We start from the raw sequence: 20,398 nt of genomic DNA, 5'->3' as shown, positions 1-20,398 counted from the left end.
TCACCCGCTTTGTCCGCAACGGCATTGTCAGAGGAAACTAGTTGAGGCGGGTCAGGGGTCGGCCTAGCCTCACAGTATGAGCACATCGAACCCTTTTCGGCACTTCAAGACGAGCCCTGAGATCATCCGCCTGGCAGTAATGATGTACATCCGTTTCCCGCTGTCGCTGAGAAACGTCGAGGACCTGCTACACGAGCGCGGGATGGATATCAGCCACGAGACGGTGCGCTATTGGTGGAACAGAATTGGCCCGATGTTCGCTGCTGAGATCCGTCAGCGCCGGGTCGAACGGATGCGCTCGATGACCCACTGGCGGTGGCATTTGGACGAAGTGTTCGTGAAGATCAACGGCGAGACGCGCTATCTGTGGCGTACCGTCAACCACGAAGGCGAGGTGCTCGAAGCGTTCCTCTCGAAACGCCGCGACCGTAAGGCAGCGTTGAAATTCCCCAGGAAATTGCTCAAACGACACGGTCGGCCAGAAGCGATCGTTACCGACAAACTGCGGTCCTACGGTGCAGCGATGCGCGAACTCGGCAACGCCGAGCGGCAGCAAACGGGCCGCTATCTCAACAACAGAGTTGAGAACTCACACCTTCCGTTCCGACGAAGAGAACGAGCAATGACCCGCTTCAGGCGGATGCGAAGTTTGCAAAAATTCGCCGCCGTTCACTCCTCGATCCACAACCACTTCAATAAGGAACGCCACCTCTACAGCAGAGACAATTTCAAGCTGAACCGAGCCGCGGCGCTAGCCGAGTGGCGGCAGCTCTTCGCTGCCTGAGCAAAGGCACGTCGCGGATTGATCTGAGACTTTTTTGTTTTGTCTGACAGCACATAAATGAGGGAGAAAGGGTGCCGGGGTGTGAAACAGCAAGCAGCGCAGCAGTATCCGACGGGGGCAGTCAAGCAGCTTAGAAATGTATTGGCTGGTGCGATATCCGATTTCAGCGCCAACGAGGTGCCGTCCCTCTGCAGCCGTCTTCAACTGCGAGATGGGGATCGCGATGAGTCATTCAAGAGCAAATTTAAGTATGCAGAGCGGCGACTGATCGAGAAATCGGCAGCGGAGTTAATCCCGATTGCCCAACGCCTTCTTGAAGAGGTCGACTCCTACGAGGTGGCCGAGGCCTTAGCCAAGCTGCACGAAGCGGGGAAGGCCACAGTCTCCGAACTCACCCGTCGCCGAATCATGACGCTTTTCGATAATCGGCCGTACAGTACCGAGTTCGAAGATATTGAATTCATTCGCCGCGTTTGGCCGACAACAAATATGCCATCGGTCGTCTCTTCATTCTCCAACAACCGTTCTGAAGCGACGTTGGATGACGATCTCTTCAACGCCATCGTCCGGAACAACGACTGGAATAACCGGGAGACGTTGGAAGCCGTGGGATATCTCACATGCTCGCAAAGGCAATTCTTCTGCTTTCTGGAGGAAGTCAGCAGCCCTCTCACGCAATCGAGGGAGGTTCAAGCCGATCTCGCGGCGGCTATCAATGAGCACCTGCGCCATGACGGCTATCGGCTGATCATTGCCCGGCGGCTCTCAGGCAGTCCCGTTTACGAGGTGCAGCCAGCAGCCTTCGGCAGTCCCTCGGATGACGCGATCTCGGAGGCGCTCGCTGACTTCGACACGGACACGGTGCATTCCAGATGGACTCAGGCGCTAGACCGTCGGGATACCGATCCCGCAGGAGCGATCACACTGGCCAGAACGCTGCTTGAGGACGTGTGCAAGTGGATCATCATCGAAGCTGGCGAGACGTATGAGGAGAAGGATGACCTGCCAGTCCTCTATCGGAAATTAGCGAAGATTCTGAATTTGGCTCCGGACGGCCACACGGAGCCTGTTTTCAAGCAGATTCTCGGCAGCTGCCAATCAGTCGTCGAATCGTTGGGATCGCTGCGCAACAAGATCAGTGACGCTCACAGTCCGGGTCCAAAAAAGGTAAAGCCTGCGGCCCGACATGCTCAGCTCGCCGTCAATCTGTCCGGCACGATGGCGACATTTCTGGTTTCTACATGGGCGGCAAGAAAAGGCGGAACCCCCTAGCTTGCCGCCCACTTCTTCAACTCGTGGATGGCGGTTGCGATTTGACGCTCCTCGTTCGGTCCACCCTTGTGAATGACGCCAACAACTTTGCCACTGGAATCCAACACAGGACCTCCGGACATGCCTTGACTGAGTTCTTGCGACACCTCCACTCGATCGATCGCGTGCTTGCGAGGGAGGGACGTAACCTTTCCACCTCGAACGTTGAGACCGTCACCAGGCCCATATCCCGGATAACCGTAGGCAACGACGTCGTCACCAACCGCTACCTCTGCCGTCGCCGCTTCAATTTCGAAGAACTCATTCGAACTAATCGCGTGGTCGAGGATTGCCAGATCGTGATGCTGGCATCGCTTGCGAACCGAAACCTGGGCTTGGTTCGACGGGGTGCTTGGATGATAGATAAGCAGATCCTTCGGATCCTCCACGCAATGAGCAGCCGTGACGAGCCCAACACCGCTCAGGAAAAAGGCGGTACCCTGCTCACCTCCATTCCCGGAATGCTCGACGATCCAAACCGACCTATCCCGCCGCTCACTGTCGGTCGGTGTGATCTTCATGGGATGATCGGCGAAGCTCCGATTGTATCGCAATGCCAAGGACCGAACGACTGGATCCGCCAACCCCTTCAAATGGGCGACGTATGCGATCTTTCCGCGAATGTGAGAGCCGATATCGCCTTTGCCACCTTTTGAAGCATATGTTGCTTGTGAGGCTTTGAGCCCATGTTTCTCTATCGAGTTGAGCTTCGCTCGGATGTCGCGGACGTAACGGCGATCAACGTTCAGCCCTGAATTGATTTTCACGCCAGTGACGATGCGCCGCGAGTTTCGGTCAGCGTAGTGGAGTTTATGCGGATTAATGGTGAATCCGTTGCCTTGGACGGCCGCACGCAAGGTGGCCGCGAGCAAGTCCGGGGAGAATTTCCCGACCGCGGGTGGACCGACTTCGAAAAGCGGGACTGGAGGCTGATAACCTGAGAATGTGATGTCGTCCGCATACCGGGTATAGATCGCTCTCGCGCTCTTTGCGATGCGGAGGAGCTCCGTATCGAGGCGATAACAGATCATGTTAGACAGCACTGGGCTCGTCGGTGCCCCCTGGGGAAGATGGCCTTCATAGCAAGCCAGTCTCGCCACGATCTCAGCAACGCGACGTTCAAGACCGACGGACGTTAGCAGGCCCACGATCCGGTTCTCGGTAATCGTTGGGAAGAAGTCCTGAAGGTCCAAGTTGAGTACGAAGCGTCGCGCGCCATGAGCCTCAGCATTCGTTTTGACGGAACGATCTAACACGAAGCCGTGGACTGGGTTTCGGATCCTATATATCTGGCCCAGCAAAGGCGCGAGCTTGCGCTGCAGAATTTTTAGCCGACGGTCCGGCGCATAGATCATACGCGTCTTTCCGGGCCCTTTCGCGATCGAGAACTGTCGATACATCTTGCGGCGGTACCACCATATCTTCTTCAGCTCTGCTGGGCTGATATCAAGGTGGGCGAGCAGCGTCTTCTCATCGCAGAACATGGCAGGGATATCTATGGAATAGAGCTTGCCGAATATTCGAGCGGCCGATGGCACGGGGCCCCCTTCCAATCACGCCGCTCACCATAAGCATTCGGCGGGCAAGATGTGTCGAGACGTTTGCTCTTAGGCCGCAGTTACACAGCCCGTATGCGAAGAGTGGCCCCGTCCAGCTTGTTTACCCGCTTTGGCACGACTGATCTATGCGTCCTTGGAAATGTCCACGGAAAATACCAGTTCGCCTAACCGCGGTCTTCATTTAAGGCGAAGGAAAGGAGGCTTGAAGTTCTGGATTTGGCACAACGCCGAAATCTCGCGGCTGAATGTCTGCTTCCAGCCATCGGCCAACCCCATGCCGCTATTCTGCGCCCCGACCCAAGCTAGTCATCGTATCTGATTTGACAAAAGGCAACTTCCGAGAAATTCAAGCAGCAGGCTGAACGGTCGCAATGGGGGCGCGAAGCGGACGTTGACCACAAGGTAGTCAAGCGGCGGCTTTGGGCCGATAGCGTGCGTTGCCCAAAGTGCGGCTGGGCCCCGGAAGTAACATCAATTGCTGACAATGTGCTGACACGCTAGTGTGACAAGCAAGATTGTTGGCTCTAACTCATTGAAATCATTGGTGCCGGCTGCAGGAGTCGAACCCGCGACCCCCTGATTACAAATCAGGTGCTCTACCAACTGAGCTAAGCCGGCATCTGCCGCGCGTGTAGCCGCAGCCATCATGGCGGTCAAGCGGTTAAGGGGTTCGGTGCACTTGGAAGCCTTAACCCTGTCGCGGATACGCAGCGGCATTCCGGCGCAAATTGACGTAAAGTGATGCGGCAATCCAGATGAAAACGTGCCGGGTGTTTGCCGGTGCCAGAGAGGCCGCGTATCCATGTCCTTCGTTTCAAAGATCTTCTCAGCCAAATTTCTGCGCATGGCGGTGATGACGTTCGCCGTCTGCGTGTTCGCCGGGTATTCCGCACCGGCAGATGCCCACAAGCGCCACCGCACGGCCTATGTCGTGGGAACGCATTTCCCGTTCGTGTCGGGTTACCGCTACCACCCGTCGGGCTACTGGTACGTGGCGCGCCGCGCCGACTGCCGCTACGACGCGCGCTACTACAGCCACCGCCGCGGCGTGGGCTATGTCTATGTCGGGCCGAACCACGGCTACTACCGCCATCACCGCGTGCGCAATCACTACGCGCACCACCCGCGCCACAGCTACGGCTATGTCTATCACTACGAGCCGCGCAACCGGGGTATCTTCACCGCCCATGGCGGGTTTCGCTGGCACCACTAGGCGCTGAAAGCGAATGGAAGAAATTCAAATGGCGGGCCTGCAAAGGCCCGCCATTTTTCATTGTGCGACCGTGCGCGGTCAGTCCTTGGCGGGGTTCGGCGCGCCGGACTTTTCCAATGGCATGTAGAGGTCGCCGCCCTCGCGGAACTTCTCCGCCATGGCCGCCATGCCTTCCTTCTGCGCCTCGGCGCGGATGTCGTGGGAAATCCGCATCGAGCAGAACTTCGGGCCGCACATGGAGCAGAAGTGCGCCACCTTGTGCGCTTCCTTGGGCAAGGTCTCGTCGTGCATGGAGCGCGCGGTTTCCGGGTCCAGCGAGAGGTTGAACTGGTCCTCCCAGCGGAACTCGAAGCGGGCGCGTGACAGGGCATCGTCGCGGATTTGCGCGGCCGGGTGCCCCTTGGCGAGATCGGCCGCGTGGGCGGCGATCTTGTAGGTGATGACGCCGACCTTCACGTCGTCACGGTCGGGCAGGCCGAGGTGCTCCTTGGGCGTGACGTAGCAGAGCATGGCGGTGCCGAACCAACCGATCATGGCCGCACCGATGCCCGACGTGATGTGGTCGTAGCCGGGTGCGATGTCGGTGGTGAGCGGTCCAAGCGTGTAGAACGGAGCCTCGCCACAGGTCTCCAGCTGCTTGTCCATGTTGGCCTTGATCTTGTGCATCGGCACGTGGCCGGGGCCCTCGATCATCACCTGGCAATCCTTCTTCCAGGCGATCTGCGTCAACTCACCGAGGGTTTCCAGTTCCGCGAACTGAGCCGCGTCATTGGCATCCGCGATGGAGCCGGGTCGCAACCCGTCGCCGAGAGAGAACGACACGTCATAGGCGCGGCAGATGTCGCAGATCTCTTCAAAGTGCTCGTAGAGAAAGCTCTCGCGGTGGTGGTGCAGGCACCACTTGGCCATGATCGAGCCGCCGCGCGACACGATGCCGGTGACACGGTCGACGGTGAGCGGGATGTAGTGCAGGCGTACGCCGGCATGGATGGTGAAGTAGTCCACGCCCTGTTCTGCCTGCTCGATGAGCGTGTCGCGGTAGACCTCCCACGACAGGTCCTCGGCGATGCCGTTGACCTTTTCCAGCGCCTGGTAGAGCGGCACCGTGCCGATGGGGACGGGCGAGTTTCGGATGATCCATTCACGGATGTTGTGGATGTTGCGCCCTGTCGACAGGTCCATGACCGTGTCGGCGCCCCAGCGGATCGCCCACACCATCTTCTCCACTTCCTCCGCCATGGAGGAGGTGACGGCCGAGTTGCCGATATTGGCGTTGATCTTCACCAGGAAGTTCCGGCCGATCGCCATCGGCTCGCTTTCCGGGTGATTGATGTTGGAGGGGATGATCGCGCGGCCGCTGGCGATTTCCTGGCGCACGAATTCCGGCGTCACGAAATCGGGGATGGACGCGCCGAAATCCTCGCCGTCACGCTCGATCTTCTCGCGCAGCTTTTCGCGGCCGAGATTCTCGCGGATGGCGACGAACTCCATCTCCGGCGTGATGATGCCGGCGCGCGCATAGGCCATCTGGGTCACGGCCTTGCCGTTGCGTGCCTTCAGCGGGCTATGGCGGACGGGGAATTCCGGCGTCAGCTTGTCAGCAGAGACCGAGCCGTTGTCCTCAGGGCGCACGCTTCGGCCTTCATAGGCCTCGACGTCGCCGCGCGCGGTGACCCAGTTCCCGCGGACGCGCGGCAGACCTGAATTGATGTCGGTTGTCGCGTCCGGGTCGGTATAGGGGCCGGAGGAATCGTACACCGTGACCGGCGGCTCGCCAGCGGTCGGGTGAACGGCGATCTCGCGCATCGGCACGCGAATATCGGGATGGAAGATGCCGGTGTGGTGGATCTTGCGCGAGGCGGGCAGGGGGCCGGTGGTGACCTCAACCTTTTTCGCGGTCGAACCGTCGATGGGCTTTTCGAACGTCATGTCGGATGCTCCGTGCAACAGCAGTGGAGATCCAGTCGCTTCGGGAATGAAGTGGGGCTGCCCGGCCTGAACGGGCCTTTGAACTTGCCGATATCGGTAGCGCGGGCATGAGCACCGTCCCTCCGCCAGTGTGAACTGGATCAGGTTCGTCGGGTCACCGCGCTGCATGGCCGTATCCGGCCTGCCCAGCGATATCTCAGCCCCTTGTCGGGACCCCCCGGGTGAAGATGCGAGGTTGCCGCCGTGCATTCGCCAAGTCAATTGCCCTTGAAGAGGCCGAAACGCTTATTTTCCACGCGGCGGGGTCGGAACCGTCATATCGGCGGGAGTCGTTCGGAACTTTTGGCCGAAAGGCGACGTTTCCCCACCAGTTGTTACAGGAGGAGCAGGCATGAAAACCCGCCATCAGATTACCGCCCTCGTCGCCATGCAGATCGCACCGGTCATCTTCGGCCTCGGCATCATCGCCGTTCTGATGATCCCGGCGCTGAATGCCAATGCGATGTACCTGATCCCGCTCGCGGTTGCCGCGAGCTTCCTCATCTCACCGCTGATCGCCTACCGGATTGCACCGGAACTGCGCACCGCGCGGCTTTACGAGGATTCCCCGCGCCGCGCGGCGTAAAGCGCCAGCGCTGCCGCGTTCGAGACGTTCAGGCTCTTGATCGCACCCGGCATGTCGAGACGCGCGAGCACAGTGCAATGTTCGCGCGTTCTCTGTCTCAGGCCTTTGCCTTCTGCCCCCAGCACCAGCGCATAGGGCGAGGCGCCCGTCACCGTTTCCAGGTCCGTTTCGCCCTCGCTATCCAGCCCGATGAGGCGCACGCCGTTCTCGGCGAGGCGCGCCATGGCGTCGGCGAGATTGCGCTCGCGGATGAAGGGCACGTATTCCAGCGCGCCGGATGCGGATTTCGCCAGAACCGCACTTTCAACGGGTGAATGCCGCGCGGTCGTGACGATTGCATCAACCGCGAAAGCAGCTGCGGACCGCAGGATCGCGCCGACATTGTGCGGGTCGGTGATCTGGTCCAGCACGAGAAGCCGTGCAGCTTTCGTCTTCGGGCCGAAGAGGAAATCGTCCAGCGCCATATCCGGGATCGGCGCGCAATCCAGCCGCACGCCCTGGTGGACCGTGTCCTTTCCGAAATGCCGGTCAAGTTCGCGCGGATGGGTCTCGATGACCTCCAAGCCGGCCGGAACCGCATCGCCGAGCTTGCGCAGCGCATTCGCCGATGCGTGCAGCTCGAAGAGCTTGCGCTGCGGGTTGCCGAGGGCGGCTTCCACCGTGTGCAAACCGTAGAGAGATAACCGCTCGGGCGGGGCGGGTGGCGCGTTGCCGCCGCCAGGCTTTCGATGTCCACCGGGGGCGCCCTTTCGGGCGTTTCGCTTGTGATCTGGTCTGTTCATGCCGCCTGATAGCGCAGCCGAAGACGCGGCGCCACGTCAAGATTGGCATCTGCGTGACTTTGGCGGGCTTTGCAGCGGGAAATGCGGTTGACACCCGGACCATTCATTTTCATAAAGCGCGCTCGCTGCGCCGCCGGATCATTTCCGGCGTTTGTTTGCGAACTCCGTGGAGGGGTGCCCGAGTGGCTAAAGGGGACGGGCTGTAAACCCGTTGGCTATGCCTACGTTGGTTCGAATCCAACCCCCTCCACCATCATTTCCTTGCATCTAGCCGCCGCGCCAGCCCTAGATGCGGGATATCCTCTTCACGCTGTCGCGGTCTTCGGCCGCCTCGCTCCAGAGAGGGCGCGCCAAGGGCGCGGCGCCCGGTCGGGCTTGCGAACACCCGAGTGTTCGAGGGAGCGCAAGATTTGCCGAGACGCACGCCGAAATGAATTTTGCGGCTGGCAGTGTGGGGCAGGTGATTATATCTTGCCGACGATCAACGACGTTCAAGCGGGTATAGCTCAGGGGTAGAGCAACAGCCTTCCAAGCTGAAGACGCGGGTTCGATTCCCGCTACCCGCTCCAATCGTTGTCTCGTGGCGAGTTCCACGAGACAAATGGTGGTTGGGTCGCACCAACCCGCGCTTTGCACTACGGTGACGTTCTCGCCATGACTCTTGGCAGTCTCGCAGCCGGCTGAGTCAATTTTCGACAAATCGAGTGCAGCAGGCCCCATGTCGGCGGGGCGTGTGCGATTGCGCGTGGTCACGTCAACTTTTTTCTTGCGTCTTTCGCCCATATCTCTTAACGCGCGGGGCGCGACAAGGGCGGCGGATGAACTGCCGCGCATCAACGAGACCATTTGGAGCCCCGACTCATGGGTAAGGCGAAATTCGAGCGGAACAAGCCGCACGTGAACGTTGGCACGATTGGCCACGTTGACCATGGCAAGACGACGCTGACGGCTGCGATCACGAAGTTTTTCGGCGAGTTCAAGGCGTACGACCAGATTGACGCGGCGCCGGAAGAGAAGGCACGCGGCATCACGATCTCCACGGCGCACGTGGAGTACGAGACCGAGAACCGCCACTACGCCCACGTCGACTGCCCCGGCCACGCGGACTACGTGAAGAACATGATCACGGGTGCCGCCCAGATGGACGGCGCGATCCTGGTCGTGTCTTCCGCCGACGGCCCGATGCCGCAGACGCGCGAGCACATCCTGCTTGCCCGCCAGGTCGGCGTGCCGGCGATCGTGGTGTTCATGAACAAGGTCGACCAGGTCGATGACGAGGAGCTTCTGGAGCTCGTCGAGCTGGAGATCCGCGAGCTTCTGTCCTCGTACGACTTCCCGGGCGACGACATTCCGATCGTCAAGGGCTCGGCGCTGGTTGCGCTGGACGACGGCGACAAGAAGATCGGCGAAGACGCGATCCGCGAGCTGATGGCGCAGGTCGATGCCTACATCCCGACGCCGGAGCGTCCGATCGACCAGCCGTTCCTGATGCCGATCGAAGACGTGTTCTCGATCTCGGGTCGTGGCACGGTCGTCACGGGTCGCGTGGAGCGCGGTGTCGTGAAGGTCGGTGAGGAAATCGAGATCGTCGGCATCAAGGACACGGTGAAGACGACCTGCACGGGTGTGGAGATGTTCCGCAAGCTGCTCGACCAGGGCGAAGCGGGCGACAACATCGGCGCGCTGCTGCGCGGTGTGGAACGCGAGAACGTCGAGCGCGGCCAGGTGCTGTGCAAGCCGGGTTCGGTGACGCCGCACACGAAGTTCAAGGCGGAAGCCTACATCCTGACGAAGGAAGAGGGTGGCCGTCACACGCCGTTCTTCACCAACTACCGTCCGCAGTTCTACTTCCGCACGACGGACGTGACGGGCGTGGTGACGCTACCGGAAGGCACCGAGATGGTGATGCCGGGCGACAACATCGCCATGGATGTGGAGCTGATCGTTCCGATCGCGATGGAAGAGAAGCTGCGCTTCGCCATCCGTGAAGGCGGCCGCACCGTCGGCGCCGGCGTCGTCTCGAAAATCATCGAGTAGCACGCGACGGCTGTCGGGTGGTGCCGAGCATCAGCCGGCATCAGATATCAGAAGCGGGCTTCGGCCCGCTTCTTTTGTTTCGGCAAGGCCATCGCAGCCAAGGGAGGGTGACGTGATCAGCGCAGCGCACTGAAACCGTGTTTCAACGAAAGCGACGAGGATCACCATGTCACGACTAGGTACGTCACGACCCTTTCCGGATGCGCGTGCGCGCCATCCCATCACGCTGCCCAACGGCGACGTTCACCCCAACACCGTCTTTCTCGCCAATGTCATCGACCATCCCAATGTCGAGTTCGGCGACTACACCTATTATTCCGACTTCGAGACGGTCGACGACCATGCCGCCCGCATCGCGCCTTACCTTTATCCCGGTTCGCCGGAGAAACTGCGGATCGGTCGGTTCTGCCAGATCGCCCATGGGGTGCGCTTTATAACCGCGTCCGCCAATCACCCGATGCGCGGCCTTTCGGCCTTTCCGTTCCGCGTGTTCAATCCCGACACCATGACGGCCTACGTGGACGAGGTGGCAGGTTACGGCGACACGGTAATCGGGAACGACGTCTGGCTTGGATACGAGGCAACCGTGCTGCCGGGTGTCACCATTGGCGATGGGGCGATCGTCGGCGCGAAGGCAGTCGTCAGCCGCGACGTGCCGCCTTACTCAATCGTTGCGGGCGACCCGGCGCGCGTGGTGCGGACGCGGTTTGACGACGAAACGATTGCGCGACTGCTCGCCGTGCGGTGGTGGTACTGGGACATAGCGCGCATCGAGGCGGCGCTTCCTGCCATCGAGGCGGGCGATATCGATGCGCTGGAGCGCGCCTGAAGGACTTTGATCCGGGTTGGCAAACAATCGGATGCCACAGGCACTTGAAGCGCGCGGCAAGAGAGATTAGAGAACAGCGCTCCGGCTCGCCGGACTGGCGGCAACGCCATGCAGGGGTATAGCTCAGTTGGTAGAGCGGCGGTCTCCAAAACCGCAGGTCGCGGGTTCGAACCCTGCTGCCCCTGCCATTCTCGTCCCACCGAAAATCTTCGATCTTCTCAGCCCGTCACACCGAAATGGCGGGTGATGCGGGCGACGGCGTCGTCGGTCTCGCTCTTCAAGGTCATGGACCAGGCGAGCGCCTTGCCGTTGGCGGCGATGGCTTCGGCTTCGTCCTCGTTCGCACGGGCCCAGTCGACCTTCTCCGTCAGGTCCGACAGGTCGGCGCGAACCGGAACATAGTGCTCCCACGGGGTGAGGCGGTCGTAATACCACTGGCGGTAGCCGAAGGGGCTGTCGGCCTTGATGACACAGCAGCCCTGAAGCATGCGCTCCATGAAGCTGGACCACGAATTAGAATGGCCGTCGAAGACGAGGCCATAGCGGTCTTTCAGCCATTCGTCGGGCGCGACCCATTCGCCCAGCACGCCGATTTGCTCGTAGTGCCGTTCGTAGGTTGGCCCATATTCCGACCCGATGAAGCGCATGTCACAGGCGGGATGATCCTTAAGCAGGAGTGCTGCGCGCAGCCGCTGGCGCACCAGCGGATTGTTGGTCGCGTCCGCGACGGCCATCCTCGCGCCACAGCCCGTATCCGACCCGCGCCAGCAAATCTCGGTGCGGCGCGCGCGCCAGTCGTGGGTGATGGTTGCGGCTGAATTGCGGATCTCGGCATAGGCGCGGCGGGAATAGAAGATCGGATCGGGGACGAGGATGACGTCGTCCCGGAAACTCGACGGCGAGAGCAGGCCTGCACCCGGCCAGTCGCCATCGGAGAGATCGACGACGATGTCATCGACTGCCGCGGGGCAACGCGCGAGCAGGTAGATGAAGGCCGGCAGGCGGTGAAGCGTCTCCTTGGTCATCCAGTCATGGGGCCAGTCCGGCAGGTGCGCCGTGATGGAGCTGGACGTCCGCGTCAGACGGACATTCATGATGGAGGGATGCTCGGCCCAGTCCGCGATGGAAATGTCGGGCACGGAGACCGGGGCGCTGACAGCCTGCGCGAGCTTCTTCACCGCACGGTTGAGCTTGTGGCGGAAGCGGGCGCGGCGGTAGGGCAGGGCGGGGGCTGAATAAAAAGGCTTTGGGAAAAAGAGCGGATTTGGCATAATCAGGACTTCACTCGGCTGGAGGGTCCTCTCGCACAGGCCCGCCAGTGCTGAATATCACAGATTGCCTCTTGAGAATCTCTTTGCCGGTCGTTATGTAGACCATTACGAGGCGCGCGGGCCATGCCAGCGCGCCCGATTGTTTTGACCCATTTCCCACGGAAGTTCCGGCCCGTATGGCTTCGAAGACCAATCCAGTCACGTTCCTGCAGCAGGTTCGGACGGAAGTTGCGAAGGTAACTTGGCCGTCCCGCCGCGAGACCATCATCACCACCATCATGGTGTTCATCATGGTGTTGCTGGCGAGCCTGTTCTTCCTGGCGATCGACCAGACGATCGGCTGGCTTGTCAGCCAGCTGCTCGGTTTTGGGCGTTAGAGGGAGATCGATTTGGCCAAGCGCTGGTACATTGTTCACACCTACTCGAACTTCGAGAAGAAGGTCGCGGAGGCTATCCAGGAGAAGGCCGACCAGACTGGTGTCTCCGAGGCCTTCGAGGAAATCCTCGTGCCGACCGAGAAGGTTGTGGAAGTGCGCCGTGGCCGCAAGGTCGACGCGGAACGCAAGTTCTTTCCCGGTTATGTCCTGGTCAAGATGGACATGACCGACACCGCCTACCACCTGATCAAGAACACGCCGAAGGTCACCGGGTTCCTGGGGGCGAACAACAAGCCGACCCCGATTCGCGAATCCGAAGCGATGAACATCCTGCACCAGGTGCAGGAAGGCATCGACCGGCCCAAGCCGACGATCAGCTTCGAGGTTGGCGAGCAGGTTCGCGTTGCCGACGGCCCCTTCGCCTCGTTCTCGGGACACGTCGAGGAAGTCGACGAGGAACGCGCGCGGCTCAAGGTTGCGGTTTCGATCTTCGGCCGGGCGACCCCGGTCGAACTCGAATACGGGCAGGTCGAAAAGACCTGATCCGTCAAGGCGCGTGGGAGGTGCCCTGCGGTTGCCAGCCGTAGCGGTCAGCCGGACCACGCAACTCAAGTCCAGGCAGGCGGTCTGACCGCAAGCCGAAACAGGAAGAGCAAAGAGTATGGCAAAGAAGATTATCGGCTACCTCAAGTTGCAGGTGCCGGCAGGTGCGGCAACGCCGTCCCCGCCGATCGGCCCTGCGCTTGGTCAGCGTGGCCTCAACATCATGCAGTTCTGCAAGGACTTCAACGCGAAGACCCAGAACATGGAGAAGGGTGCGCCCTGTCCGACGATCATCACGATCTTCCAGGACAAGTCGTTTGCCTTCGAGGTCAAGACCCCGCCGGCCTCGCACCTGCTGAAGCAGGCCGCGAAGATCAATTCCGGCTCCAAGGCCCCCGGGCGCGAGAAGGCCGGCAAGGTCACCCGCGCACAGGTTCGCGAGATCGCGGAAACGAAGATGCCCGATCTCAATGCAAACGACATCGAAGCGGCGATGAAGATCGTCGAGGGCTCTGCCCGTTCGATGGGCCTGACGGTCGAGGGATAAGGTCATGGCAAACGGAAAGCGCATGAACAAGGCCCGTGAGGGCATCGACCGCTCGGTCACGATCACGCTCGAAGAGGCCGTCAAGGCCGTCAAGGAGCGCGCCACGGCGAAGTTTGACGAGACCGTCGAGCTGGCCATCAATCTCGGTGTCGACCCGCGTCACGCCGACCAGATGGTTCGCGGCGTCTGCACGCTGCCCAACGGCACCGGACGTTCGGTTCGCGTTGCGGTCTTCGCGCGCGGCGACAAGGCCGACGAGGCCAAGGCAGCCGGCGCAGACATCGTCGGTGCGGAAGATCTCGTCGAGACGGTCCAGTCCGGCAAGATCGACTTCGACCGCTGCATTGCCACCCCGGACATGATGCCGCTTGTCGGTCGTCTGGGTAAGGTGCTCGGCCCGCGCGGCATGATGCCGAACCCGAAGGTCGGCACCGTCACGGCAGACGTGAAGGCCGCGGTCGAAGGCGCCAAGGGCGGTGCCGTCGAATTCCGCGCCGAGAAGGCCGGCATCGTTCATGCCGGCGTCGGCAAGGCGAGCTTTGCCGAGAACGCGCTGGAAGAGAACATTCGCGCTCTGGTGGACGCGGTCATCAAGGCCAAGCCCGCCGGTGCCAAGGGCACCTACCTGAAGCGCATCGCGCTGAGCTCCACCATGGGGCCCGGCGTCAGCATCGACACGTCGAGCATCTCGCAGGGCTAAGTCCGCGGCACGACGTTTCACGAGCTTCCCCGCGGCGCGTGTTTGCGTGGCGCGGGGATCAGCCGGTTCAAGGGCCTGTTGAAGGTCCAGCGAGCCGGTCCTGTCCGAGATTGCGGGCGCCAGAGGCTTCGGCTGACGGCTTAATCGGGTTTCCGGCCAGCATGAGATGGGTACGAACCGGTTTTTCGCGGGTTTTCCCGCTGGAGATCTGTTCGAGCCACGTTGCTCAAGGCGTGCCTCGTGCTCGTTTGCACGAAGCTACCGTCTGGCGGGACAGGGATACGCGCTGCATGCGCCCACCGTGTCGCCGACGGCAGCAGGGCAGGGGCAAGCAGCTTGTGCAACCGGCGGGATGTCGCAAGGCAGACCGCCAGACTGGAGAGAGCAAGTGGATAGAGCGGAAAAGCAAGAGCTCGTCTCGACGCTTAACGACACGTTCAAGTCAACGGGCGTTGTCGTTGTTGCCCACTATGCCGGCCTGTCCGTTTCCGACATGACGACCCTTCGGGGGAAGATGAAGGAAGCCGGCGCGCAGGTGAAGGTGGCCAAGAACCGGCTCGCCAAGATTGCTCTTGAAGGCACTGACCTGGCCCATATGACGTCGCTCTTCGAGGGACAGACCCTGATCGCCTATTCGGACGATCCGGTTGCTGCTCCGAAGGTCGCGACGGAATACGCCAAGACCAAGGACAAGCTCGTTGTCCTGGGTGGCGGCATGGGGCAGACCGCGCTCGATGCAGACGGTGTGAAGGCCCTGGCCTCGCTGCCGTCACTCGACGAACTGCGCGCCAAGATCGTGGGAATGGTTCAGACCCCCGCGAGCCGTATCGCGCAGGTTGTCCAGGCACCGGGCGGCCAGGTGGCCCGTGTCATTCAGGCCTATGCCGACAAGGGCGAGGCGGCCTAAAGCCGGTCCTCCCTCTCAATTGGTTCGAACTGATCAGGAGTTAAAAAATGGCTGATCTCGAAAAGATCGTAGAAGACCTTTCCAACCTCACCGTCCTGGAAGCCGCCGAGCTTTCCAAGATGCTCGAGGAAAAGTGGGGCGTTTCCGCTGCTGCGCCGGTGGCTGTTGCCGCCGCTGCCGGTGGTGCTGACGCCGGTGCCGCCGCGGCCGAGGAGAAGGACGAATTCGACGTCATTCTCGCCGACGCCGGCGACAAGAAGATCAACGTCATCAAGGAAGTCCGCACCATCACGGGTCTTGGCCTGAAGGAAGCCAAGGACCTCGTCGAAGGCGCACCGAAGCCCGTCAAGGAAGGCGCTTCGAAGGACGAAGCCGAGAAGATCAAGAAGCAGCTCGAAGAGGCAGGTGCCAAGGTCGAGCTGAAGTAATTCAGCGTTGCCGCCCCGGTTTTCGCCGGGGCGGCGATCTGCTGATGCGTTTGAGGCGGGTGGGCGTGCCGTTTCGCAGGGAAATCTTGCGCGACGGCATGTCCGTCTTCGCGTTTCGGGTCGCTCCTCCCGATTTCAGGGGAGTGTACCGGATCAGGCGTGATGAAAGTGTTTCAGCCGGCGCGGTCCGCATGGGCCTTGCTGCCGGGCCGCTGGGTCAACGCCCGGCACTGCTGCAGGTTCCGCAATCCTCTCGCGGGTCCGGTAGCGCGAATTGAGTATTTGACGCGTGTGGACGGGGCACCTTGTCCCTGAACAGCAAGACTCCAAAGGAGCGACGATGGCGCAGTCCTTTATCGGCCGCAAACGTATCCGCAAGTCCTTCGGGCAGATCCGTGAGGTAGCACAGCTGCCGAACCTGATCGAGGTCCAGAAGGCGTCCTATGACTTCTTCCTCCAGGTGGACAAACCCGAAGAGGGTCGCCTGGACGAGGGTCTGCAGGCGGTCTTTGCGTCGGTGTTCCCGATCACGGACTTCTCCGGCGCAGCCATGCTCGAATTCGTCGACTACGAGTTCGAAGCGCCGAAATACGACGTCGACGAGTGCCGCCAGCGCGGCATGACCTTTGCCGCCCAGCTGAAGGTGACGCTGCGCCTGATCGTGTTCGATATCGACGAGGACACCGGCGCCAAGTCGGTCAAGGACATCAAGGAGCAGGACGTCTACATGGGCGACATGCCGCTGATGACGTCGAACGGCACCTTTGTCGTCAACGGCACCGAGCGCGTGATCGTGTCCCAGATGCACCGTTCGCCGGGCGTCTTCTTCGACCATGACAAGGGCAAGACGCACGCCTCCGGCAAGCTGCTGTTCGCCGCGCGCATCATCCCGTACCGCGGTTCCTGGCTCGACATCGAGTTCGATGCCAAGGATATCGTCTATGTGCGTATCGACCGTCGCCGCAAGCTTCCGGTGACGACGCTGCTCTATGCGCTGGGCCTGGACGCCGAAGGCATCCTGTCGACCTTCTACGACACCATCACCATCACCCGTGACAAGGACGGCTGGCGCCGCCCGTTCAACGCCGACCGCATGCGCGGCGTGAAGGCCGTCACTGACCTGATCAACGCCGACACCGGCGAAGTCATCCTCGAGGCCGGCCGCAAGCTGACCGCGCGCAAGGCGCGCGACCTCAACGAGAGCGGGCTGTCCGCCCTGAAGATGAGCAACGAGGAACTGGCCGGCCAGTACCTCGCCGAGGACATGGTCAACGTCGAAACCGGCGAGATCTACGCCGAAGCCGGTGCCGAGCTGGAAGAGACGCTGATCGAGACGCTGATCGAGGCGGGCTTCGCCGAGCTTCCGGTTCTCGACATCGACCACGTCACGAAGGGGCCGTTCATCCGCAACACCCTGGCGCTCGACAAGTCCGAGAGCCGCCAGGACGCGATGTTCGACATCTACCGCGTCATGCGTCCCGGCGAGCCGCCGACGATGGATGCCGCCGAGGCGATCTTCAAGTCGCTGTTCTTCGATCCGGAGCGCTACGACCTGTCGGCCGTTGGCCGCGTGAAGATGAACATGCGTCTCGACCTCGATGCGCCGGACACCATGCGCGTGCTGCGCAACGAGGACATCCTCGCGGTCGTCAAGACTCTGGTCGACCTGCGCGACGGCAAGGGCGAGATCGACGACATCGATCACCTCGGCAACCGCCGCGTGCGCTCGGTCGGCGAGCTGATGGAAAACCAGTACCGCGTCGGCCTGGTGCGCATGGAGCGCGCCATCAAGGAACGCATGAGCTCGGTCGATATCGATGCAGCCATGCCGCAGGACCTGATCAACGCCAAGCCGGCGGCCGCCGCCGTTCGCGAGTTCTTCGGTTCCTCGCAGCTGTCGCAGTTCATGGACCAGACCAACCCGCTGTCGGAGATCACTCACAAGCGTCGCCTTTCGGCGCTTGGACCGGGCGGTCTGACCCGCGAGCGTGCCGGCTTCGAAGTGCGCGACGTGCACCCGACCCACTATGGCCGCATCTGCCCGATTGAAACGCCGGAAGGTCCGAATATCGGCCTGATCAACTCGCTGGCGACGTTTGCGCGCGTCAACAAGTACGGCTTCATCGAGACGCCCTACCGCAAGGTGAAGGACGGGCAGGTGACCGACGAGGTCGTCTATCTGTCGGCCATGGAAGAGAGCAAGCACCACATCGCGCAGGCCAACGCCAACCTCAACGACGAGGGGCAGTTCGTCGAAGACCTGGTCGTTGCGCGTCACTCGGGCGAAGTCATTCTCGTCCCGCGCGAGCGCATCGACTGCATGGACGTGTCCCCGAAGCAGCTCGTTTCGGTCGCCGCGGCGCTCATTCCGTTCCTCGAAAACGATGACGCCAACCGCGCGCTCATGGGCTCGAACATGCAGCGGCAGGCCGTGCCGCTCGTCAAGGCGCAGGCACCGCTCGTCGGTACCGGCATGGAAGGCGTGGTCGCCCGTGACTCCGGCGCTGCCATTGCCGCACGCCGTACCGGCGTCGTCGACCAAGTGGATGCGACCCGTATCGTCATCCGCGCGACGGAAGAGCGCGACCCGGCGAAGCCCGGCGTCGACATCTACCGCCTGCTGAAGTTCCAACGCTCCAACCAGAACACCTGCATCACGCAGCGTCCGCTGGTGCGCGTTGGCGACCGGGTGAATGCCGGCGACATCATCGCCGACGGCCCGTCGACCGATCTCGGCGAACTGGCGCTGGGCCGCAACGTGCTCGTCGCCTTCATGCCGTGGATGGGCTACAACTTCGAGGACTCCATCCTCCTGTCCGAACGTGTCGTGTCCGATGACGTATTCACCTCGATCCACATCGAGGAATTCGAGGTCATGGCCCGCGATACCAAGCTTGGACCGGAAGAGATCACCCGCGACATCCCGAACGTTTCGGAAGAAGCGCTGAAGAACATGGACGAGGCGGGCATCGTCTACATCGGTGCCGAGGTCGAGGCCGGCGACATTCTCGTCGGCAAGATCACGCCGAAGGGCGAAAGCCCGATGACGCCGGAAGAAAAGCTCCTGCGCGCCATCTTCGGCGAGAAGGCCTCCGACGTTCGCGACACCTCGCTGCGCGTGCCGCCCGGTGTTACCGGCACGGTCGTGGAAGTGCGCGTGTTCAATCGTCACGGCATCGACAAGGACGAGCGTGCCCAGGCGATCGAGCGCGAGGAAATCGAACGTCTTGCAAAGGACCGCGACGACGAGCAGGCGATCCTCGACCGCAACGTCTTCGGGCGTCTGTCGGAAATGCTCGACGGCAAGGCCGCCGCGTCCGGCCCGAAGGGTGTCAAGAAGGGCGAGACGATCTCTGGCGAGCTGCTGGAAGGTCTGCCGCGCGGCACGTGGTGGCAGTTCGGCCTCGACGACGACAAGGCCATGGGCGAAATCGAAGCCCTGAAGCGCCAGTACGACGAATCCAAGAAGCTCCTTGAGCAGCGCTTCATGGACAAGGTCGAGAAGCTTCAGCGTGGCGATGAACTGCTTCCAGGCGTGATGAAGATGGTCAAGGTCTTCGTCGCGGTGAAGCGCAAGATCCAGCCGGGCGACAAGATGGCCGGCCGTCACGGCAACAAGGGCGTCGTCAGCCGCATCATGCCGGTTGAAGACATGCCGTTCCTCGAGGACGGCACGAACGTCGACATCGTGCTGAACCCGCTCGGCGTGCCGAGCCGCATGAACGTCGGCCAGATCCTTGAAACGCACCTTGGCTGGGCCTGCGCAGGCCTTGGCCGGCAGGTTGCCGAAGCCGTGGATGCCTATTACCGCGAAGGCCGGATCGACCAGCTCAAGACCGAGCTGATCCAGGTCTATGGTGGCGAGGAAGACCTCGAGGGCATGGACGAGAACCAGCTCGTTGAACTGGCCGAAAACCAGCGCAAGGGCATTCCGTTCGCGACCCCGGTCTTCGACGGTGCCAAGGAAGCCGACATCGAGCGGATCCTCGAGCAGGCGGGTCTCAACCCGTCCGGCCAGTCGATCCTGTTCGACGGGCGCACGGGCGAGCAGTTCGACCGGGCGGTGACCGTGGGCTATATCTACATGCTCAAGCTCCACCACCTCGTAGACGACAAGATCCACGCACGTTCGATCGGCCCGTATTCGCTCGTCACCCAGCAGCCGCTGGGCGGCAAGGCGCAGTTCGGCGGTCAGCGTTTCGGCGAAATGGAGGTCTGGGCCCTGGAAGCATACGGCGCAGCCTACACGTTGCAGGAAATGCTGACGGTGAAGTCGGACGACGTGGCCGGCCGTACCAAGGTCTATGAGGCCATCGTGCGCGGCGACGACACGTTCGAGTCCGGCATTCCGGAATCGTTCAACGTGCTTGTGAAGGAAATGCGTTCGCTCGGCCTCAACGTCGAGCTGGTTGACGAAAAGCCGCAAAACGCGGCGCCGGACGTTCCGGCGCTGCCGCCTGCGGGTGCGGCAGAGTAAGCCTTCAAGTCGACGAGTTAAGCGAGCAATCGATTATACGCGACGGGGTGCCGGCATTTCGCCGGCATGACCCGCGCGG

The 20,398-nt window shown here is 61.7% G+C and carries 17 protein-coding genes, 4 tRNA genes and 1 riboswitch; of the genes, 16 read left to right on the top strand and 5 right to left on the bottom strand.

Annotation, left to right across the window (positions count from 1 at the left end):
• The first annotated feature begins 76 nt into the window (after positions 1-76).
• Entirely contained in the window at positions 77-784 is a 708-nt protein-coding gene (locus ACKTEK_RS08780) for an IS6 family transposase (protein ID WP_409164849.1), read from the top strand.
• 81 nt (positions 785-865) lie between these two features.
• Positions 866-2,056 (top strand): abortive infection family protein, encoded by a 1,191-nt coding sequence (locus ACKTEK_RS08775; protein ID WP_409164848.1) that lies wholly within the window; start codon positions 866-868, stop codon positions 2,054-2,056.
• On the opposite strand, the gene ACKTEK_RS08770 is transcribed toward ACKTEK_RS08775, so the two are convergent.
• Positions 2,053-3,633, bottom strand: a complete 1,581-nt coding sequence (locus ACKTEK_RS08770) for a trypsin-like peptidase domain-containing protein (RefSeq protein WP_409164847.1) — start codon at positions 3,631-3,633, stop codon at positions 2,053-2,055. The genes ACKTEK_RS08775 and ACKTEK_RS08770 overlap by 4 nt on opposite strands.
• Before the next feature lie 563 nt (positions 3,634-4,196).
• A tRNA-Thr gene (locus tag ACKTEK_RS08765) sits at positions 4,197-4,272 on the bottom strand.
• 184 nt (positions 4,273-4,456) lie between these two features.
• Between ACKTEK_RS08765 and ACKTEK_RS08760 the strand changes: the two genes are divergently transcribed.
• Positions 4,457-4,867, top strand: coding sequence for a hypothetical protein (locus ACKTEK_RS08760; RefSeq protein ID WP_409164846.1), 411 nt, complete (start codon positions 4,457-4,459; stop codon positions 4,865-4,867).
• Between the two features lie 78 nt (positions 4,868-4,945).
• Here the strand turns inward: ACKTEK_RS08760 and thiC are convergent, their stop codons facing one another.
• Positions 4,946-6,796, bottom strand: coding sequence for a phosphomethylpyrimidine synthase ThiC (gene thiC, locus ACKTEK_RS08755; protein ID WP_409164845.1), 1,851 nt, complete (start codon positions 6,794-6,796; stop codon positions 4,946-4,948).
• Between the two features lie 99 nt (positions 6,797-6,895).
• Positions 6,896-7,026, bottom strand: a riboswitch (TPP riboswitch).
• Positions 7,027-7,187: 161 nt separating this feature from the next.
• Here thiC and ACKTEK_RS08750 point away from each other — a divergent pair.
• Entirely contained in the window at positions 7,188-7,421 is a 234-nt protein-coding gene (locus ACKTEK_RS08750; protein WP_409164844.1) for a hypothetical protein, read from the top strand.
• Here the strand turns inward: ACKTEK_RS08750 and rlmB are convergent.
• Positions 7,391-8,203, bottom strand: coding sequence for a 23S rRNA (guanosine(2251)-2'-O)-methyltransferase RlmB (gene rlmB / locus ACKTEK_RS08745; RefSeq protein ID WP_409164843.1), 813 nt, complete (start codon positions 8,201-8,203; stop codon positions 7,391-7,393). The genes ACKTEK_RS08750 and rlmB overlap by 31 nt on opposite strands.
• Positions 8,204-8,371: 168 nt before the next feature.
• On the opposite strand from rlmB, the gene ACKTEK_RS08740 reads away from it, so the two are divergent.
• The 5 genes from ACKTEK_RS08740 (at position 8,372) to ACKTEK_RS08720 (ending at position 11,257) form a co-directional block, all read left to right on the top strand.
• Positions 8,372-8,456 (top strand) — tRNA-Tyr (locus ACKTEK_RS08740).
• A 242-nt stretch (positions 8,457-8,698) separates the two neighbouring features.
• A tRNA-Gly gene (locus tag ACKTEK_RS08735) sits at positions 8,699-8,772 on the top strand.
• 292 nt (positions 8,773-9,064) lie between these two features.
• The gene (gene tuf / locus ACKTEK_RS08730; protein WP_409164842.1) at positions 9,065-10,240 is read left to right on the top strand and encodes an elongation factor Tu; all 1,176 of its coding nucleotides are present in this window, start codon (positions 9,065-9,067) and stop codon (positions 10,238-10,240) included.
• A 166-nt stretch (positions 10,241-10,406) separates the two neighbouring features.
• Complete coding sequence (locus tag ACKTEK_RS08725) at positions 10,407-11,069, top strand: CatB-related O-acetyltransferase (RefSeq protein ID WP_409164841.1); 663 nt, start codon at positions 10,407-10,409, stop codon at positions 11,067-11,069.
• A 112-nt stretch (positions 11,070-11,181) separates the two neighbouring features.
• Positions 11,182-11,257, top strand: a tRNA-Trp gene (locus ACKTEK_RS08720).
• 30 nt (positions 11,258-11,287) lie between these two features.
• Here ACKTEK_RS08720 and ACKTEK_RS08715 read toward each other — a convergent pair.
• Positions 11,288-12,340: a glycosyl transferase family 90 gene (locus tag ACKTEK_RS08715; protein ID WP_409164840.1), complete on the bottom strand. Its 1,053-nt coding sequence runs from the start codon at positions 12,338-12,340 to the stop codon at positions 11,288-11,290.
• Positions 12,341-12,516: 176 nt separating this feature from the next.
• Here ACKTEK_RS08715 and secE point away from each other — a divergent pair, with 176 nt between their 5' ends.
• The 7 genes from secE to rpoB all read left to right on the top strand — a co-directional run bounded on the left by secE (position 12,517) and on the right by rpoB (position 20,319).
• The gene (secE, locus tag ACKTEK_RS08710; RefSeq protein ID WP_409164839.1) at positions 12,517-12,717 is read left to right on the top strand and encodes a preprotein translocase subunit SecE; all 201 of its coding nucleotides are present in this window, start codon (positions 12,517-12,519) and stop codon (positions 12,715-12,717) included.
• A gap of 12 nt (positions 12,718-12,729) precedes the next feature.
• Positions 12,730-13,260: a transcription termination/antitermination protein NusG gene (nusG, locus tag ACKTEK_RS08705; protein ID WP_409164838.1), complete on the top strand. Its 531-nt coding sequence runs from the start codon at positions 12,730-12,732 to the stop codon at positions 13,258-13,260.
• Positions 13,261-13,378: 118 nt separating this feature from the next.
• On the top strand, positions 13,379-13,807 hold the full coding sequence (gene rplK / locus ACKTEK_RS08700; RefSeq protein ID WP_409164837.1) for a 50S ribosomal protein L11: 429 nt from the start codon (positions 13,379-13,381) through the stop codon (positions 13,805-13,807).
• A gap of 4 nt (positions 13,808-13,811) precedes the next feature.
• Positions 13,812-14,507, top strand: a complete 696-nt coding sequence (rplA, locus tag ACKTEK_RS08695) for a 50S ribosomal protein L1 (RefSeq protein ID WP_409164836.1) — start codon at positions 13,812-13,814, stop codon at positions 14,505-14,507.
• Between the two features lie 388 nt (positions 14,508-14,895).
• Complete coding sequence (rplJ, locus tag ACKTEK_RS08690) at positions 14,896-15,414, top strand: 50S ribosomal protein L10 (RefSeq protein WP_409164835.1); 519 nt, start codon at positions 14,896-14,898, stop codon at positions 15,412-15,414.
• A 47-nt stretch (positions 15,415-15,461) separates the two neighbouring features.
• Positions 15,462-15,842, top strand: coding sequence for a 50S ribosomal protein L7/L12 (gene rplL, locus ACKTEK_RS08685; RefSeq protein ID WP_409164834.1), 381 nt, complete (start codon positions 15,462-15,464; stop codon positions 15,840-15,842).
• 340 nt (positions 15,843-16,182) lie between these two features.
• A complete protein-coding gene (gene rpoB, locus ACKTEK_RS08680) occupies positions 16,183-20,319 on the top strand; it encodes a DNA-directed RNA polymerase subunit beta (protein WP_409164833.1) in 4,137 nt (1,378 codons plus the stop codon).
• The last annotated feature ends 79 nt before the right edge of the window (positions 20,320-20,398 follow it).

The organism is Tepidamorphus sp. 3E244 (assembly GCF_046159835.1).
Lineage (GTDB): Bacteria > Pseudomonadota > Alphaproteobacteria > Rhizobiales > Tepidamorphaceae > JACKJK01.
Note: the sequence above shows the minus strand (reverse complement) of the source record. Positions and strands in the feature narration are given on the sequence as shown.

Bases quoted from the DNA above. Each gene is read 5' to 3' on its own strand.
- ACKTEK_RS08760 (WP_409164846.1), top strand. From the start codon at position 4,457: ATGTCCTTCGTTTCAAAGATCTTCTCAGCCAAATTTCTGCGCATGGCG.
- ACKTEK_RS08725 (WP_409164841.1), top strand. From the start codon at position 10,407: ATGTCACGACTAGGTACGTCACGACCCTTTCCGGATGCGCGTGCGCGC.
- rplA (WP_409164836.1), top strand. From the start codon at position 13,812: ATGGCAAACGGAAAGCGCATGAACAAGGCCCGTGAGGGCATCGACCGC.
- rpoB (WP_409164833.1), top strand. From the start codon at position 16,183: ATGGCGCAGTCCTTTATCGGCCGCAAACGTATCCGCAAGTCCTTCGGG.
- rplK (WP_409164837.1), top strand. From the start codon at position 13,379: ATGGCAAAGAAGATTATCGGCTACCTCAAGTTGCAGGTGCCGGCAGGT.
- rlmB (WP_409164843.1), bottom strand. From the start codon at position 8,203: ATGAACAGACCAGATCACAAGCGAAACGCCCGAAAGGGCGCCCCCGGT.
- thiC (WP_409164845.1), bottom strand. From the start codon at position 6,796: ATGACGTTCGAAAAGCCCATCGACGGTTCGACCGCGAAAAAGGTTGAG.
- ACKTEK_RS08780 (WP_409164849.1), top strand. From the start codon at position 77: ATGAGCACATCGAACCCTTTTCGGCACTTCAAGACGAGCCCTGAGATC.
- rplL (WP_409164834.1), top strand. From the start codon at position 15,462: ATGGCTGATCTCGAAAAGATCGTAGAAGACCTTTCCAACCTCACCGTC.
- secE (WP_409164839.1), top strand. From the start codon at position 12,517: ATGGCTTCGAAGACCAATCCAGTCACGTTCCTGCAGCAGGTTCGGACG.
- tuf (WP_409164842.1), top strand. From the start codon at position 9,065: ATGGGTAAGGCGAAATTCGAGCGGAACAAGCCGCACGTGAACGTTGGC.
- ACKTEK_RS08715 (WP_409164840.1), bottom strand. From the start codon at position 12,340: ATGCCAAATCCGCTCTTTTTCCCAAAGCCTTTTTATTCAGCCCCCGCC.
- ACKTEK_RS08750 (WP_409164844.1), top strand. From the start codon at position 7,188: ATGAAAACCCGCCATCAGATTACCGCCCTCGTCGCCATGCAGATCGCA.